Source organism: Phormidium sp. CCY1219 (genome assembly GCF_035615515.1).
GTDB lineage: Bacteria > Cyanobacteriota > Cyanobacteriia > Cyanobacteriales > Laspinemataceae > CCY1219.
In genome coordinates, this window is record NZ_JAJENT010000479.1 from 22,576 (window position 1) to 38,377 (window position 15,802).

Sequence of the window (15,802 nt, forward strand, 5' to 3'; positions counted from 1 at the left end):
TCCCAGGTTCCGCCTGGGAACGAGGGATTGAAATTATTAATACAATTCGTATTTAAGTAACGTACAAGGTAAGGAACCATTATAAACTGGAATCCGCGCCGAAGTTCTCAATCCGATGCGTTTGGTGAGTTGTTTATTGCCCGATAAAATATAGGCCACCCATCCGGTGAAGCGTTGTTTTAAAATATCCCCGATCGCTTTATAAAAATCTCCGAGTTCGCGCAGTTCTCCGATGCGTTCGCCATAGGGCGGATTGCAGATCGCAATTCCCCGATCGCTGGGCGGTTCTATATGATAAAATTCCTTTTGTACCAATTTTATCCGGTTGGCAAGTCCGCAGTTTTGGGCGTTGACGCGGGCGAGTTTGATGACCTCGGAATCGCGATCGCTGCCATAAATTGGCGCGGGAAGTGCATCGCGCTGGCTATTTTTTGCCTCTAAAACCAGGTTTTCCCACAGTGGGGCGTCGAAATCGCGCCAAGTCATAAATGCAAAGCGATCGCGAAACAATCCCGGGGCAATATTTAACGCTTTTAACCCCGCTTCTAAAGGTAACGTTCCCACCCCACAAAGCGGATCGAAAAAGGGCAAAGTGGCGTCATATTCTGCCAAATCTAAAATTGCCGCCGCCAAGGTTTCTTTTAACGGGGCGTTTCCCATTGCTTGGCGATATCCGCGTCGATGCAAACTGTGACCGGAACTGTCTAAACTGAGAATGGCGCGATCGCCATGAATGTGAAGGTTTAACTGCAAATCGGGATTTTTCGCATCCACACTGGAGCGCTTTCCCCACTCCTGGCGCTGTTGGTCCACAATGGCATTTTTGACCTGCAAGGCGCTATAGTAGGTGTGGTTGAGCGTTTTGTTACCGCCGGTGCAACGAACGGCTAGGGTATTGTCCGGCTCGAGATACTCGTTCCACTGGATTTGTTGCACTTCCCGATAAAGCATTTTGGCATTGGCGCAGGGGAATTCTCGGATGGGAACCAAGACGCGAAACAGGGTTCTCGCCCACAAATTCACCCGATACAATAAGGGGCGATCGCCGACAAAATGCACCCCGGCAAAATCCGGGCGAATTTCCCGCGCCCCCAAGCGCTCTAACTCCCGCGCGGCACTCGATTCTAATCCCCGCGCTACTGTAGCAAAGTATTGATTCATAATAAAGCCTATTTTAGCATGGTTGTCAAAAAAAATAAACCCCATAAAAAGCGGTAGGGTGGGCAATACCCACCCTACGATTCTAGGACAGTTGACAATCCATTAAAAATGTGCAATTGAAAACCGCGATCGCAAGTTTAAGCCGCCAGATATTCCGGTTTGGCAAATAGGGAAGCATAGACTAACTCACCCTTTTCTTCCACAAACTGACCGGAAAAATTATTGCCTTCAGCCGTCTTTAATTGGAATTCCAGAAAGCGTTCTTCTTCGGTAATTTTAAAGGTTTCCGGTGGGGTTTTGGCTAACGAATCGAGCAGATTTTCTTGCACCTGTAGGCGACTTTCGTGAAGGCGATCGCGCAATTCCTGTAGGGTTTTTGCCGCAAAAGGAATAGCCTTCGTTTCGCTCGATTCCGGTGCGTTATGCTCGAAATACATCGCCCCCGCCCCGTAGCAGAAACAGACCAAGGGCATCCACATTTCGCGGAAATATGCCGCATTGGGGGCAATTTCTACCCCGGCTAATTTATCCTGCAAGAAGAATAGCGCCCCGGTTTGTCCGGGAAGACATTCTAAACGGCTTTGATATTGGGTCAAAAAGGCGCGTTTGCGGGCGATAATTTGTTCGAGATGACCGCGATCGCTCAACCCATATTGTCGGTTTAATTCGCTAATCCCCTCCCAGAGTTTGGTGAAGTCATTTTGCCCGCGCAAGGATAATGCTTGCGATCGCAGTTGTACCGGGAGAATGAAGAACCACTGGTCCCGTTCTTCCAGATAGCCTCCTTGGGATTCTTGCACGCAGCACGCATCTTGAAACATCAGTTTTTGACCCGCCGCAATAAATGCAGAACGACAGAGGGCATGGTTTTGCGCTTTGTCTTGGATGTAGCCAATATGAAGGGGCACGATCGCCAATCCAGTGTCCCCGGGGTTGGCTAATTCTACACTACCATATCCGGTAACGCGAGACAATTTTAGCCCGGAAAGGGGACTGGTAAATTGCCCGTTGCGATCGTTGCCAAAAATGGGCACGACGGTCAAGAAACCGGATTTTTGTGGCATCCCGAACTGATACGGTGCTAGGTCAAATGCTTGGGGAACTAATTGTTTGCATTCCATGTGTTTCCTCCGTCAAAAATGTGGGGAAATGGCGCGGGTTTTGAGTGAATGGTGGTAGAGACGCGATTCATCGCGTCTCTACAGATAGGCATTTGCAGCTCATGAGGAAAACGACGGAAATTAAGCCGTTTTTGCTAACTCGGTGGCGGAACTAAAACGCTGTTCGAGCGCTTCGAGTTTTTGCCGCAAAAAATTCTGCATGGCTGCTTCTACATGACTTCCCGAAAGGAGAGAAAACAGCGACAAGATAACTTCTTCAAAATCATCTTGATGCCAGAATTCGATTTGCGGTAAATTCGGCGCGGGTTGGCGCAAGCTCAAGTCGTCGTTATTGGTGAATTTGCTGTGACAAAAGACCACCGGGGTGCGAAGGTTCAGTTGCGGTAAAGTCGCCACCACGCGCGCCAAGTCGGAGGGATACAGATTTTCGTATCCGTCAGAAACGATCGCCACCAGATCCGGTTGAGTTTCCAAGGCGCAAATCGTCGCTGACGCCAGATCGGAGCTACCTTCGGGAATCGGGATTTTCCCGGAACCGCCGACGGTAAATACTTCTGCGCGATCGCAGCATTTTTGCAGCACCAATGTCAGGGCCATCGACTGGGCGATATTGCAGTATTCCCGTTCCCCATATCCGCGCGTGGAGGCGGAAGCATCCAGCACGATCGCCAGTTTGCCGGCAAAAACGGGAAGCTCCCGGGCGGCTACTTCTACATAGCGATCGAGGGCTTGTTGCAATTGCGGCGATGTGCCACCCCGGTATAAGTGAACCAGGGTTGCGGAAATATCCCCGCGATTGGTGGCGGTGATGGTTTTCGGGCGTTCTCGCCGTTCTCCCATGCGATCGGCATACTGAGTATGCACGAGCTGATAGGTGCCTTGCCCGGGGGTGCGCGGTCCCGATGCGTAAAGCAGGGGGAAGACTTGTTTCACCCATTCCGGTTCGCGAGCAAAGCGCAGCAGGTGGCGGCGCAGATAGATTGGGTCGGCGCACTCAGAAGATGACAGCATTTTCGCACAGGCGCGGGCAACATTTTTGCCCATTGCATGTTCCAGGGAATCCACCACAGCCAGACGCCGACAGCGCGCCATGTCCTCAAAGTGAGGATGATTTAGGATATACTTGAGAATCGCTTTGGCGGTGTGCTTGTGATTCGCCCGATCGCGGCGCAATGCCAGAAACACAGTCAGCACGGAATCGGGCGGCAAAATCCTTAGCAACACCGCGATCGGGCGATCGAGCTGGCGGCGCAGCTCTTTGGCCATTCCGGCGCGCGATACCCGCAACAGTTGATACAAGATGCGTAAGCGCTGTTCGGGTTGTACCCCAGACGCTACCCCTAACAGGGCATAGAGTTCCGGATTTCCCTGGTATGCCCACTGGTGCAGGGCTTCGTCCGCCCACTGTGCCGGTTGGCCATTGCGCCGCAGTTGCAACGGGAGGCGATCGCGTCGCAGGTGGTCTAAAAATCCGCCGAATGTGTATTGACTCGCATCCATCTCGCCACCTCCTTCTCGCAGTTTGTCATCGAGAGGTTTCCCCCTCTCGCTTGCTGATGTTACTCAATACTACAACAATACTACAAACTTGTCAATCACTGCGGGCAATAAATCGGAAACCCTTTGTCAGTGGGAGATTACAGCGCTTTCAAGCTTATAACTGGTTAACAATAAGCAATATTTGTACCGTGGGCATTGCCCACCCAACTATTTCTGGGAATGTCACAGAAGGCTTTGGATAAACGATTAATGATAAGAAAAGAACTCGAGAAGGGGAGGAAAAACGCGGCGATCGCGCAGGGGGGCGATCGCGTATTTTCTACCCATTGTCACTAAAATCCGATAACGAGAAACAGAGAAATCCAGGTGTAAGCGCCCATAGGAAAGGGAAGAAAACCGCATGACTATGCGAAGGAATTCCCATTTGACGAACCGACATTCGACCCTTGAGGGGAATGGTGCAACGGGAGTTTTACCGTAAACCGAGTTCCGACAGCCACTTCACTTTCCACATCGATAGTACCACCGTGTAAATCCACACTGCGTTTTACCATTGCCAAACCCAAACCCGTTCCGGGGATATTGCCCACATTACCACAGCGATGGAACGTTTGAAACAAGCGGGGTAATTCTTCTGGGGGAATGCCAATGCCAGAATCTTGAATGGTAAAAATTGCCTCAGATTGATGGCAAGCTAGCTCAAAATCAACTTCGCCCCCATCGGGAGAATATTTAATGGCATTAGAGAGCAAATTCGTGAGGATATGCCGCAGCAATTTTTCATCCATACAAGCTTTGCTAAGCGCAGTGGTGTCAGCTTCGTGTAAGGGGATTTTATGAGTCAAATTAATCCAAGTTTCTTCTCCAGCCGATAGCTGTAGTTCTTCCACAATCTTTTGGCAAAACTCGGATAAATCTATCGGTTTTGGAGTAAAGGGAAGTCGATGATTTTCGGCGCGACCGATGAAGAGTACATCTTCGAGTAACTGCGTCATATTCACAGCCGCAGTTTGAATGCGTTCGAGAGATTGTTGTTTTTTGTCTTGTTTCTCGTTGGGCCATTCTTCTAGGTAAAATTCCAGTAAATCTGCCGAAGAAAGAATGGTGGTGAGAGGAGTGCGAAACTCGTGAGATACCATCGAGACAAACCGAGTTCTAAACTCCATAATTTCCCGTTCTTTTGCCACAGCTTGGCGCAGTTGTTCTTCTGCCTGTTTGAGTTCGGTGATATCCTCAGAAATCCCGGCAATGCGGTAGACCTGGCCCTGCTCATCGCGGATGGGAAAGCCCCGATCGCGAATCCAACGAATCGAGCCATCGGGGCGCAAAATGCGATATTCGATATCCAGTTGTTCTAAAGGCATCAAGTCAGCCAAAACGCGATCGCGATCGTCGGGATGAATGACATTCAAACGGGCATAAGGCTGTTCGTACAATTCCTTCCGAGGACGCCCCCAAATTTGTTCGTAAGCGGGAGACACATAGAGAATTTTACTGTATTGCGGATCGCCGATCCAAAACACCTCTTGAATATTTTCCGCCAACTGACGAAACCGTTCCTCACTCGATCGCAACGCCGCTTCTGCTTGCTTGCGTTCCGTGATATCGCGCCCCACCGCTTGGAACTCCGTCAGCTCTCCTTGGGGGTCAAAAATAGCCCGTTCGGTCCATTGTTGAATTCGCAAGTCTCCATTCGGGAGGATGACCTTACATTCGCGACTGAGCACTGGGGTCTGGGCGGGGTCTCGAGGGAATTGGGGAATCAGAGGCACCACGGATCCGCGCATCAGATCCGATCGCTGCACCCCAAAATAGCGACAGTAAGCGTCATTGACAAACGTCAGGGTACCATCCGGGGCAAACCGACAGATCAATTCCGTTTGATCTTCCACAATCGCGCGATAGCGCGCCTCGCTTTTGCGAAGGGCATCTTCCGCGATCGCGCGCTCTTTTTGTAGCGACACTGCTGCCGCTGCTGCCCGCAGAATCGAGACTTCCGACTCGGACCAGGCCCGCGCTTCCTTGCAATTATCAAACGAAATAAACCCAAAAAATTCCCCATGAACCATCAAGGGTAAAACCAGAATCGACTGAATTCCCACCCCTTCTAAAGTCTCCCGTTCGGCGGCGGGAAAATCCGCCACCACCCCCCCAATAATTTCACCCCATTCTAACTGCGGAATCCATCCTTTTATCAATGCCGAGGAATTAAATATGGCAGATGCAGAACTGTGGGAATCTGGTTCAGTATTGATGCGATTGTCTTCCTCGCACCATTGCGCCAAAAGTTGGAATGGGTGTTCGGGTCTGTCTGGATGATATTGGCACAGATAAACGTGACTGGCACTGGCTGCCTGTCCTAATGGTGCGATAATCTGAGGATAAAGCGCTGCGGGTTCTGTCGCGGTAGCCATATTTCCTTGCACTGCCAATAAGCGACGCTGCACCTCAACCAAGGCTTCCAATTGTTGATTTCCTTGGCTTAATTTTTGGGTTAAACTGTGCAATCGCAACCCAGCGCGCACCCGCGCCAAAAATTCCTCAGTTTCGATAGGTTTAGAGAGGAAATCATCCGCACCGGTATCGAGACCTTCCACGCGATCGGTCACTTCTTCGCGAGCAGTCAGCAGAATAAAAAACATGGCGGCTAATTCCGGATTTGCCTTCACTTGTCGGCAGACTTCGAGTCCATCAACTCCCGGCATCATCCAGTCGCAAATCATTAAATCCGGATGTAGTTTATGGGCGAGTTGCAGCCCCTCCTCGCCATCGAGGGCAACCGCCACCTCATGTCCTTCGCTTTCCAGCAGGTCTTGCAGGACCAACTGAACGGTTATGTCATCATCCACAATCAAAATTTTGGCCATAGTAAAGTAGAAAAAATCGGAAAACAGACAGTTTAAAATTCAGTTATGAAGTCGAAATTTTCAGCAGGTTGCATTAATTATTGGCAATTTTTGGGGATTTTTTCCAAAAAAAAGCACATTTTATCCAACTCATAACCCCTAAAAAAGCAAGGCGGTTTGAGGCTTGCTACTCGACCCCGGCGGTGTAAAGGGCGTTTGGCATCCCCCATAGTTTCCCGGGCAAAACTCCACAGATTGGCACCGATAACAGGTGGGCTTCCCCTTTGCGGGTCGCGAGTTCGGTTGCCCCAGATGGGATCCCCCTTCCCCTAGGGTAAAGTACGCTCTGATGGAGTTGCTACCCCCAAGTGGGGATGTGGCGCTCCGTTATAGCTTCACAGTAGCAAAACTTGCTGTGCGTGAGGGAATAGATGGAGCGATCGCATTTCTTGGCGTTGTCGCCACCACAGGGGAGTAGACCTTTCACAAAGCGGCTATTTTTTCGGATTTTTTGCCGAATAGGCGATCGCAAATCCCACTCGATCCCCCGAATGGATCCGCTTCTCAGGGAAGCGCTACACTAGACAGTGCTGCTTAGCACCAAAAGTGTATGAATTATTCCAAACCCTCCCTAAACTATCCAAAACCGCCCCAAAGCGATGTAGTTGAAGATTACCACGGCGTGCAGGTTCGGGATCCCTATCGACCCCTGGAAGATCCCGACGCCGAGGAAACCCAAGCTTGGATCGAAGCGGAAAATCAAGTCACTTTCAGTTATCTCCAGGAAATTCCCCAACGCGAACCGCTCAAACAGCGTCTCACCCAACTGTGGGATTACGAAAAATACGGCACTCCCTTTAAAAAAGGCGATCGCTACTTTTACTTCAAAAATGATGGACTGCAAAACCAAAGCGTCCTCTATGTATTAAATCACCTCGAGGACCAACCCCAACTTTTAATCGACCCCAATAAACTGTCCGAAGATGGCACCGTGGCTCTCTCGGGAATTGCCATTAGCGAGGATGCCAAATTAATCGCCTATGGCTTATCCGCTTCCGGTTCCGACTGGCAAGAATGGAAAGTCATGGATATCGATACCTATGAAGAGTTATCCGACCATCTGAAATGGATTAAATTTTCCGGCGCATCCTGGACCCATGACAATCAAGGCTTTTTTTACAGTCGATACGACGAACCCAACGAAAAAACCCAATATGAAGATGTCAACTATTACCAAAAACTCTTTTACCACCGATTGGGCACCTCCCAGTCCGAAGACGAACTCATCTATCACCGCCCAGACCAAAAAGAATGGGGATTTAGCGGCAATGTCACCGAAGATGGCCGCTATTTGATTATCTCCGTGTGGCGCGGCACCGACCCCAAAAATATGGTTTTTTACAAAGACTTAAGCGACCCCGAGGCAGAAGTCATCGAATTGATTGACGAATTTGAAGCGCAATATAGTTTCATCGATAACGATGGCACAGTATTCTGGTTTCAAACCGATTTAGATGCGCCGCGCGGTCGAGTAATTGCGATCGACACCCGCAGCGCAGAACGCCGCGAAATCATTCCCGAAAGCGAAGATACCCTGCAAGATGTGGGATTGCTAAACGATCGCTTTGTCGTCGAGTACCTCAAAGACGCTCGCAGTCAAATTAAAATTTTTGAACTCGATGGTTCCTTCGCGCGGGAAGTGGAATTACCCGGGATTGGTTCCGTGGGCGGTTTTGGCGGCAAGCGCTACGATGTAGAAACTTTTTATAGTTTCACCAGCTTTACCACACCGCCGACGATTTACCGCTACGATATGGTCACGGGGGAAAGTACGGTTTATCGGCAACCCACCGTGGATTTCAACCCCGAGGAATACGAAACCCAGCAGGTCTTTTATGCCAGCAAAGATGGCACCCAGGTACCGATGTTTATCACCTACAAAAAGGGGGTGAAACGGGATGGAAATAATCCCACCTACCTGTATGGATATGGCGGATTTAATATCTCCCTGACGCCGAGTTTTTCTGTGTCCCTGGTGGTATGGATGGAACTCGGTGGGGTTTTAGCCATTCCCAATTTGCGCGGTGGCGGCGAATATGGGGAAAAATGGCACCAAGCCGGCACGAAGCTGAATAAGCAGAATGTGTTTGATGATTTTATTGCGGCGGCGGAGTGGTTAATTGAGAACCAGTGGACCGTGCGAGAAAAGCTGGCGATCGCTGGTGGGAGCAACGGCGGATTGTTAGTCGGTGCCTGTATGACGCAACGTCCCGACTTGTTCGGTGCCGCACTCCCGGCAGTGGGCGTGATGGATATGTTACGCTTCCATAAGTTTACCATCGGTTGGGCCTGGACTTCGGACTATGGTTCCCCCGATAATCCGGAAGAGTTTAAAGCACTTTATGCGTACTCGCCCTTGCATAACCTGCAACCCGGGACGGCTTATCCGGCGACGATGATTACCACTGCAGACCACGACGATCGCGTGGTGCCGGCACATAGTTTCAAGTTTGCCGCAACATTGCAAGCGGCTCATACCGGCGAAGACCCGGTGCTGATTCGCATCGAAACCAAAGCCGGTCACGGTGCGGGTAAACCTACGGCTAAAATTATCGAAGAAGTGGCAGATAAATGGGCGTTTTTAATTCGGACGTTGCAGATTGATGCCACCGTTGGTTAACGCCATTGAACGATAATTCTCGGGTGGGCATTGCCCACCCTACCCTCAATTATGGGAGAATTCACGGATAATTGATTGGCAATTTTTGCGAGTTGAGAATCCTGTCAGGTGGGCATCGCCTACCTAAAATTCTGAGGTTAAAAATCCGATTCTAATTGGGCTTTAGCCCGCTCGTAAATCGTCCGAGCGAAGTCCGTCCACATTCCTTGTCCCCAGTAGCGAAAGCAACTGGTTTGCAAGAGCAAATTGTGCAACAATGCTTGCCGATAGCGGGGTTGTTGGGTGAAGTTTTCTTCCCCGAGTAACGGGTCGATTTTCTCGTGAAATAAGACGCTGAGGGCGTTCATGGGTTCTAAGACATTTTCGTATCCTTGCACCCAACTGAGGTTATTGGTCCAGGATGCGCCATCGACGTGAAAGTTAGGGTCTTCTTCTTTCAACTGCGCGATCGCCCCTTCCACTGTTTCTGGGGTAATCTTTTCCGAGGGAACGCGCTGCCAGATTTTGTGTTGTCCGATCGCCTGACAGGTGGGATAATCTTCCGCAGAGCAGCCGGCGGCTTCAATGAGTTCTAAATACTCGGTGCCATTCAGGGCGATAGTGCCGGATTTGCCGCCATTTTCTTGGGCGATCGCCTGGGTTTCTTTAAAGAAATCCCGGGGGAATTCATTCATCATCACTCCGCCATTTTCCCCATCTCCGATTTGGGTGACTAAGGGCGGAACGCTGTGGGAACCGATTTGCTGTTTTGATTGCCCTTTGGCTTCGTGATAGGGCTGCATTTGCGCCACCAGTTTCGTATCGGAACCTTGAGTTTTAATTAACGCGGTGATGCCGATCGTTTCGCCGTGGGAATTGCGCGCTACGAGACGGTGCGGAATGTGCTTGTAACCCAGGGGTTGACCGTCTAAGGTTTCTACAGAATGTTCTTGCACCATTACCCAGCGATAGCCGCATTCTTTCAGAGCTTTGATAAATTCAAATAGGGTATCTGGGTGATTGGGCAGGTGCATTTCTGGGGGGGAAAATCCTTTAACGCGACCCAAAGCTTCCCAGCCAAAAATGGCGGCAAAATGATGTTGCCATGCTTGGATATGGAGTTTGAGGTCGGGAATGGGAGTGGAGGGAACTACCGCATGACTCCAGAAGGTTCCCAACCATTCTACGTAGGGATAATAGGCGCGATCGCAGGTAATGCGCTTCAGGTTATTTAAGATATCATCCCGACCCATTTGTCGCACTCCCCAGAGCAAATTTCCCGAGTAATCCAACATGATGCGCGGGTTGCATCCGTTGTTGACCAATTCGGGAATAAATTCTCCCATACGAGCGTAGCACCAAGCAAACGGACCGGCATTATGATTGTCTCCTTCACCGGGATGTTCGAACATATATTGAAGGTTGCTAATCAGTTCGCCATTTGCCCCAGCGGGAATGGTGGGTTGGTGCATGTGCAAGGCGATCGCAAAGGCGGCGCTGATGTCTTCTAGGCGGACATTGGTTACGGGTAAAAATACCGGCTCGTCATTTTGCGTCACCAGGCGGACTTCTCGTTCCCACCCACAAATATTCGGCAATCCCGCGATGGTTTCGTCCAAAGCGGGAAGATTGGTTAATGAAGTCGTTGAGACCATAGGATTTTAATTTTGACCTTCTCGTGTTATTTTAAGCTTAACGTCAATTGGCAGTTTGTCACCCTGGGTTCTGGATAAAAATAAAATCATGTTTCCGAGTTTTCTTCCGTCTGAGGTGGATTTTCTCACCGAATCTACTTCCATTGCTCTGGCGCAAAACATTCAGCGTCAGGAAATTTTGACGCCGTTATGCGAAACGGCGATCGGCAGCAGTTTCGCCTGTCAGGGCAGTGGCAACCCGCCGATTATGTTGCTACATGGCTTTGATGGATCGTTGTTTGAATTTCGTCGCCTGCTGCCATTACTTGCCGCGCAAACTGAAACTTGGGCGGTGGATTTGTTGGGATTTGGATTTAGCGATCGCTTGGCGGAAATTCCCGTCACTCCCCAGGCGATTAAAACCCATCTTTATTATTTCTGGAAAACCCAAATTTCCCGTCCGATGATTTTGCTGGGCGTCTCGATGGGCGGTGCGGCAGCAATTGATTTTACCTTATCTCATCCCGAGGCGGTAGAAAAATTAATCTTAATCGATAGCGCCGGATTTGCCAAAGGGCCAATTTTAGGTAAATTTATGATTCCGCCGTTGGGATATTTGGCTACGGAATTTCTGCGAAATCCGAACGTGCGGCAGCAAATTAGCCTGAAAGCCTATTTCGACAAACGGTTGGCGTCGGAAGATGCGGCAACTTGTGCGGCGCTGCATCTGAAAATGCCGCGTTGGAATCAAGGGACGATTGAATTTACCCGCAGCGGCGGTTACAACTTTTTGGCGGATAAAATCGCCACAATTGATAAGGAAACTTTGATTTTATGGGGAGAGAACGACAAAATTTTAGGGACGAAAGATGCGGCGAAATTTGAAAAAGCGATCGCAAAAGGAAAGCTGATTTGGATTCCCAATTGCGGTCACGTGCCGCACCTCGAACAGCCTGAAATCACTGCCGATCGCATTTTGACCTGGAGTTTCGGGCAAGCGATCGAGCCATAAGAGACGCACTCTCTCAACTCCGTTCCCAGCTCTTGCTGGGGACAAGCAAGAGGCTCAACTACAGCAATCGTTGAAGCGCGGGATAGAGCGCAAAATTGCCAAGGGAGTCAAATTGCGATCGCCCAGGGGAAGATCCTCAATCCCCCCATCATCTGAATTATTAAAAAACCTTAACGAAGCTTTACCCTACCTTGGCAGTGATGTTTCAATTTAGCTATACCTAAATCGTACCCTTAGCCCATTATTCTTTCTTAGGACTCCAATGGATACTACAGTCTTTTCTCGCCCCTCGGCTTATGAAACCTCCGAAGACCATCCTTACTTATCCGTGGTGGCGCCAATTCACAACGAAGTGGATAGCATTCCGCATCTGATCGAGTCGATCGCCCATATCCTGAGCGAAAATCAAATTAGCTACGAAATCATCTGCATCGATGATGGCTCCACCGATGGCTCCACCGAACTGCTCAAAGAAGAAGCCGCCAAACGAAATGATTTGCAAGCGGTGATTCTACGCCGCAACTACGGTCAAACCCCGGCAATGGCGGCGGGATTTAAGTGTGCCAGAGGCCAAATTTTTATTACCCTTGATGGGGATTTGCAAAACGATCCGGCTGACATTCCAGAAATGCTCGCCAAACTCAACGAAGGATACGATCTGGTTAGTGGTTGGCGAAAAAATCGGCAAGATGCAGCTCTGACTCGCTTGCTCCCTTCTAAAATTGCCAACTGGATTATCGGAAAAGTTACCGGGGTTTCTTTACATGATTATGGCTGTTCTCTAAAAGCTTACCGCGCCGAAATTGTGGCAGATATGAATCTTTACGGGGAATTGCATCGCTTTTTGCCGGCATTAGCCTATATCGAAGGGGCAAAAATTGTGGAAATGCCGGTGCGTCACCACCCACGCCGTTATGGCAGCAGTAAGTATGGATTGGGTCGCACCTTTCGAGTGTTGATGGATTTGCTTACTGTGTTTTTTATGAAAAAGTTTCTCACGCGCCCGATGCATGTATTTGGCAGCTTTGGTTTGCTTTCGATGGCGGTGGGATTTCTGTTAGGATTGTATTTGACGATTATCAAACTCGGGTTTGGGCAAAATATTGGCGATCGCCCTTTGCTGATTTTGTCGGTGGTGCTGCTGTTAGGCGGGGTGCAGTTATTTAGCTTTGGGTTGCTTGCAGAATTGCTGATGCGAACCTACCACGAATCTCAACAGCGCCCCATCTATCGGATTCGCGAAGTGGTGGGAATTCACCCGAACCGCTAAAGAAAACTGCACCGTTAAAATCACTTGAACTGCGATGAACTTTTCCAAGGATTATGACCCAAAGCCAACCGCGCTTTAAAGCTCTAGGGCGATTTTCGTTGAATGTGGTGTCGATCGCGGCGATCGCCCTGGGCATTTTTTTGCGAATTATCAATCTCGGCAGCCGAGAATATTGGTATGATGAAGCCTTATCGATAGTTTTTGTTTCCGGCCAGCGAAATGTCTATAGCAATCCCGGAGAAGTCCCGGTTAACCTAGACAGCTATACCGCTCTCTTACATATTCCCCCGGGTTCCGGTTTATCCGAGATGGCGGCCAATCTTGCCAACGTTCTGCGCGGCATTACAAACAACCAGCACGCTCCTTTATTTTACCTGTTTCATAATTTTTGGATGCGGCTGTTTGGGAATAGCGAAATCGCCATGCGCTCTTTGGTGGTCTTGATGAGTATTGCAGCGATCGCGTCGGTTTATGGGTTGGGACGCAAATTACTGGGCCATCGCGGCGGACTGATTGTCGCTGCATTACTCGCTACAAATCCATTTTACCTGGCTCAATCTCTGCATTTCAGGATGCATGGTGCTTTGCCCTTTTGGGCGGCATTGAGCGGTTGGGCAATGCTGAATCTGACGGGGCGAAAAAATCTGTCTTCTGAGGTAACAAACCGAGATGTTTCCGCTTTATCTCCACGGCGATCGCTTTACGCTGAGTTAGCCTGGAGTGCTATTTTAATTGGCTCGGTCACGGCGGGATTGCTGACCAATTATTTATTTAGTTACTGGGCACTGAGCTTGGCTGTTTTATCCCTCTATCTCGATCGCCGACGATGGTTCCTGCATGGGGTGCGTTTGGCACTGGCGGGAGCGCTCACCGTGCCCTGGATCCTGTGGGGAGTACGCCAACAATTGCGAAATGCTCGCTTCGTTCTAGATCAGTTTGGAGCCAATGAAGGAGAGTCGGTGGCGCTCAGGCACCTGCAAGACGTACTGACATTTTTCGGCACTCAGTTCATTTTGGGAGAGTGGACGAGCAATCTCCCACCGGCGTCGGTGATGGTGGCTGGGGCGATCGCGATTGCGCTGTTCTTGGCGGCGATCGTTCATCTGTGGAAAGTTGGCTTACGCCAATCCTTCACGGTGGCGCTGCTGCTGTCAGTTCTGCCCCTGACCCTCGGCATTATCGTCGATAGTTTAACTACTAAATTTACCGTAGGCTGGGGCGGGGGACGCGCGGTTCTGTTTATTTTACCCGGTTTTTTATTATTACTGGCGGTCTGGATAGAACGGGCGGCGGGTCGGTGGCGTAATCTGGCGGCGAGCGGTTTGTTAGTCTTTTTTTTAACGGTGGGCATTCTCGACTACACGGTTCGCGATCGCGCCATGTTTCACCAGGTTGCTGATGCGATCGCTTCTCAACCGAATACCCCCACTTTAATCGCGATGAATTCCCGCGCCTGGGGTCACGTTCTGCGCTTGGCTTATTACGTTCCCCCCACAGCAAATGTTGACTTATTAGCTCGCGATCCCGCCGATTTGGCTCCGGCTTTAGAGAAGGTTCTCAATGCTGACAATTCCCCCTATTCTCGCATTCTTTGGTTAGATGCAGAAAAATCCGTGTGGTCGCCAAATGCCACCCCAGCGCAAAACCAACAGGTAGAACGGTTACTGGATGAGGCGTTTTGTCAGACTCTTTCATCTTGCCTTTCTTCGGAAACTTTGCAACTTTCCGGGACGATGGAATTAGATGAGTTTAATTTGCAGATTTATTCGCGTTAGTTAATCATTTTTCTCGTTCCCAGCCTCATCTGGGAACGAGGAAGGCGGCTAAACAGCCTCACTCCCGAATGCCTTCTTCGGGAATACCTATTGGGGAGATTCCGGCGATCGCTTTTAAGTTTTGGGTGCGAATCAGTTCGCTAAAGTTTAAATTTCGCCGCTCTATTTTCGCCACTGCTTCAATGGCTTGAACTAAGGCACTGGCGGCTTCGGTTTCCCTGTAGCCGCGTCGTTGCGCGACTTGGAGGGCGGCTTCGTCGGCGGCGACTTCGGTTTCGGTGCGGCGAGTGATGCGCCAGATTTGGGCACCGGCAAGGCTGGTTAAGGCTCCAGCGGCTAAAATACCTACGGCGTCGCCTTGTACCAGTTCGACTAAGGTGCCGACTACGCCGGCGATCGCCACTCCTTGATATAAATCGGGTTTAAACCATTTGACGCCGAGTACCCAGCTCACGGTTCGCAGCAGGAGCATGTCTCGTTGCGGCTTGGATAATCTGCGCCACAAGTCAAAATTAATGTAAATGGGTCGGTTGGTGGCCCAAGGCATGGGAAAGGGACTCTCGATGGGCGTGGATTGTTGCGGTTTGCTGACGAGTTTTGTCATCATTCGACCGCTAGCCGGCATCAGATCGAGCAAGCGAATGGTTTCTGCGGATGGATCCATGATAGGGGGTTTAGAGTTTGGATTTTACAGTGGACTTCATGGGTGGGCGATCGACCATAAAATCAGGGAGAGTCCTACAATTAAATAGAATACGGTAACTCGTGCTCTGTGTGCTTAGGGTTGTGGAGTTTTTGCTCGATTTCAATCCCAATCGGCTAGA

11 protein-coding genes are annotated in these 15,802 nt (G+C 50.0%); 4 read left to right on the forward strand and 7 right to left on the reverse strand.

Annotation, left to right across the window (positions count from 1 at the left end; genetic code table 11):
- Positions 1–36: 36 nt before the first annotated feature.
- The 5 genes from LKK83_RS12170 to LKK83_RS12190 form a co-directional block, all read right to left on the reverse strand.
- Positions 37–1,161: a THUMP domain-containing class I SAM-dependent RNA methyltransferase gene (locus LKK83_RS12170; protein WP_324631401.1), complete on the reverse strand. Its 1,125-nt coding sequence runs from the start codon at positions 1,159–1,161 to the stop codon at positions 37–39.
- Positions 1,162–1,298: 137 nt separating this feature from the next.
- Complete coding sequence (locus LKK83_RS12175) at positions 1,299–2,282, reverse strand: ARPP-1 family domain-containing protein (RefSeq protein ID WP_324631402.1); 984 nt, start codon at positions 2,280–2,282, stop codon at positions 1,299–1,301.
- A gap of 120 nt (positions 2,283–2,402) precedes the next feature.
- Positions 2,403–3,782: a VWA domain-containing protein gene (locus LKK83_RS12180; protein ID WP_324631403.1), complete on the reverse strand. Its 1,380-nt coding sequence runs from the start codon at positions 3,780–3,782 to the stop codon at positions 2,403–2,405.
- Between the two features lie 246 nt (positions 3,783–4,028).
- On the reverse strand, positions 4,029–4,184 hold the full coding sequence (locus tag LKK83_RS12185; RefSeq protein ID WP_324631404.1) for a hypothetical protein: 156 nt from the start codon (positions 4,182–4,184) through the stop codon (positions 4,029–4,031).
- A 2-nt stretch (positions 4,185–4,186) separates the two neighbouring features.
- Positions 4,187–6,649 carry a PAS domain S-box protein gene (locus LKK83_RS12190; protein WP_324631406.1) on the reverse strand — a complete coding sequence of 821 codons (2,463 nt, stop codon included), beginning with the start codon at positions 6,647–6,649 and terminating at the stop codon, positions 4,187–4,189.
- 589 nt (positions 6,650–7,238) lie between these two features.
- Here LKK83_RS12190 and LKK83_RS12195 point away from each other — a divergent pair.
- The gene (locus LKK83_RS12195) at positions 7,239–9,308 is read left to right on the forward strand and encodes a prolyl oligopeptidase family serine peptidase (RefSeq protein ID WP_324631407.1); all 2,070 of its coding nucleotides are present in this window, start codon (positions 7,239–7,241) and stop codon (positions 9,306–9,308) included.
- A gap of 137 nt (positions 9,309–9,445) precedes the next feature.
- On the opposite strand, the gene LKK83_RS12200 is transcribed toward LKK83_RS12195, so the two are convergent.
- The gene (locus tag LKK83_RS12200) at positions 9,446–10,942 is read right to left on the reverse strand and encodes a glycosyl hydrolase family 57 (protein WP_324631409.1); all 1,497 of its coding nucleotides are present in this window, start codon (positions 10,940–10,942) and stop codon (positions 9,446–9,448) included.
- A gap of 88 nt (positions 10,943–11,030) precedes the next feature.
- Between LKK83_RS12200 and LKK83_RS12205 the strand changes: the two genes are divergently transcribed.
- The 3 genes from LKK83_RS12205 to LKK83_RS12215 all read left to right on the forward strand — a co-directional run bounded on the left by LKK83_RS12205 (position 11,031) and on the right by LKK83_RS12215 (position 14,978).
- Positions 11,031–11,933, forward strand: coding sequence for an alpha/beta fold hydrolase (locus LKK83_RS12205; RefSeq protein WP_324631410.1), 903 nt, complete (start codon positions 11,031–11,033; stop codon positions 11,931–11,933).
- Positions 11,934–12,195: 262 nt separating this feature from the next.
- Positions 12,196–13,203 carry a glycosyltransferase family 2 protein gene (locus tag LKK83_RS12210; protein ID WP_324631411.1) on the forward strand — a complete coding sequence of 336 codons (1,008 nt, stop codon included), beginning with the start codon at positions 12,196–12,198 and terminating at the stop codon, positions 13,201–13,203.
- A 53-nt stretch (positions 13,204–13,256) separates the two neighbouring features.
- Complete coding sequence (locus LKK83_RS12215; protein ID WP_324631412.1) at positions 13,257–14,978, forward strand: glycosyltransferase family 39 protein; 1,722 nt, start codon at positions 13,257–13,259, stop codon at positions 14,976–14,978.
- A gap of 58 nt (positions 14,979–15,036) precedes the next feature.
- Here the strand turns inward: LKK83_RS12215 and LKK83_RS12220 are convergent, their stop codons facing one another.
- Positions 15,037–15,642, reverse strand: coding sequence for a DUF3318 domain-containing protein (locus tag LKK83_RS12220; protein ID WP_324631413.1), 606 nt, complete (start codon positions 15,640–15,642; stop codon positions 15,037–15,039).
- Positions 15,643–15,802 lie beyond the last annotated feature (160 nt).

Coding starts and splice junctions, on each gene's coding strand:
- LKK83_RS12170 (WP_324631401.1), bottom strand. CDS start 1,161: ATGAATCAATACTTTGCTACAGTAGCGCGGGGATTAGAATCGAGTGCC.
- LKK83_RS12175 (WP_324631402.1), bottom strand. CDS start 2,282: ATGGAATGCAAACAATTAGTTCCCCAAGCATTTGACCTAGCACCGTAT.
- LKK83_RS12180 (WP_324631403.1), bottom strand. CDS start 3,782: ATGGATGCGAGTCAATACACATTCGGCGGATTTTTAGACCACCTGCGA.
- LKK83_RS12185 (WP_324631404.1), bottom strand. CDS start 4,184: ATGCGGTTTTCTTCCCTTTCCTATGGGCGCTTACACCTGGATTTCTCT.
- LKK83_RS12190 (WP_324631406.1), bottom strand. CDS start 6,649: ATGGCCAAAATTTTGATTGTGGATGATGACATAACCGTTCAGTTGGTC.
- LKK83_RS12195 (WP_324631407.1), top strand. CDS start 7,239: ATGAATTATTCCAAACCCTCCCTAAACTATCCAAAACCGCCCCAAAGC.
- LKK83_RS12200 (WP_324631409.1), bottom strand. CDS start 10,942: ATGGTCTCAACGACTTCATTAACCAATCTTCCCGCTTTGGACGAAACC.
- LKK83_RS12205 (WP_324631410.1), top strand. CDS start 11,031: ATGTTTCCGAGTTTTCTTCCGTCTGAGGTGGATTTTCTCACCGAATCT.
- LKK83_RS12210 (WP_324631411.1), top strand. CDS start 12,196: ATGGATACTACAGTCTTTTCTCGCCCCTCGGCTTATGAAACCTCCGAA.
- LKK83_RS12215 (WP_324631412.1), top strand. CDS start 13,257: ATGACCCAAAGCCAACCGCGCTTTAAAGCTCTAGGGCGATTTTCGTTG.
- LKK83_RS12220 (WP_324631413.1), bottom strand. CDS start 15,642: ATGGATCCATCCGCAGAAACCATTCGCTTGCTCGATCTGATGCCGGCT.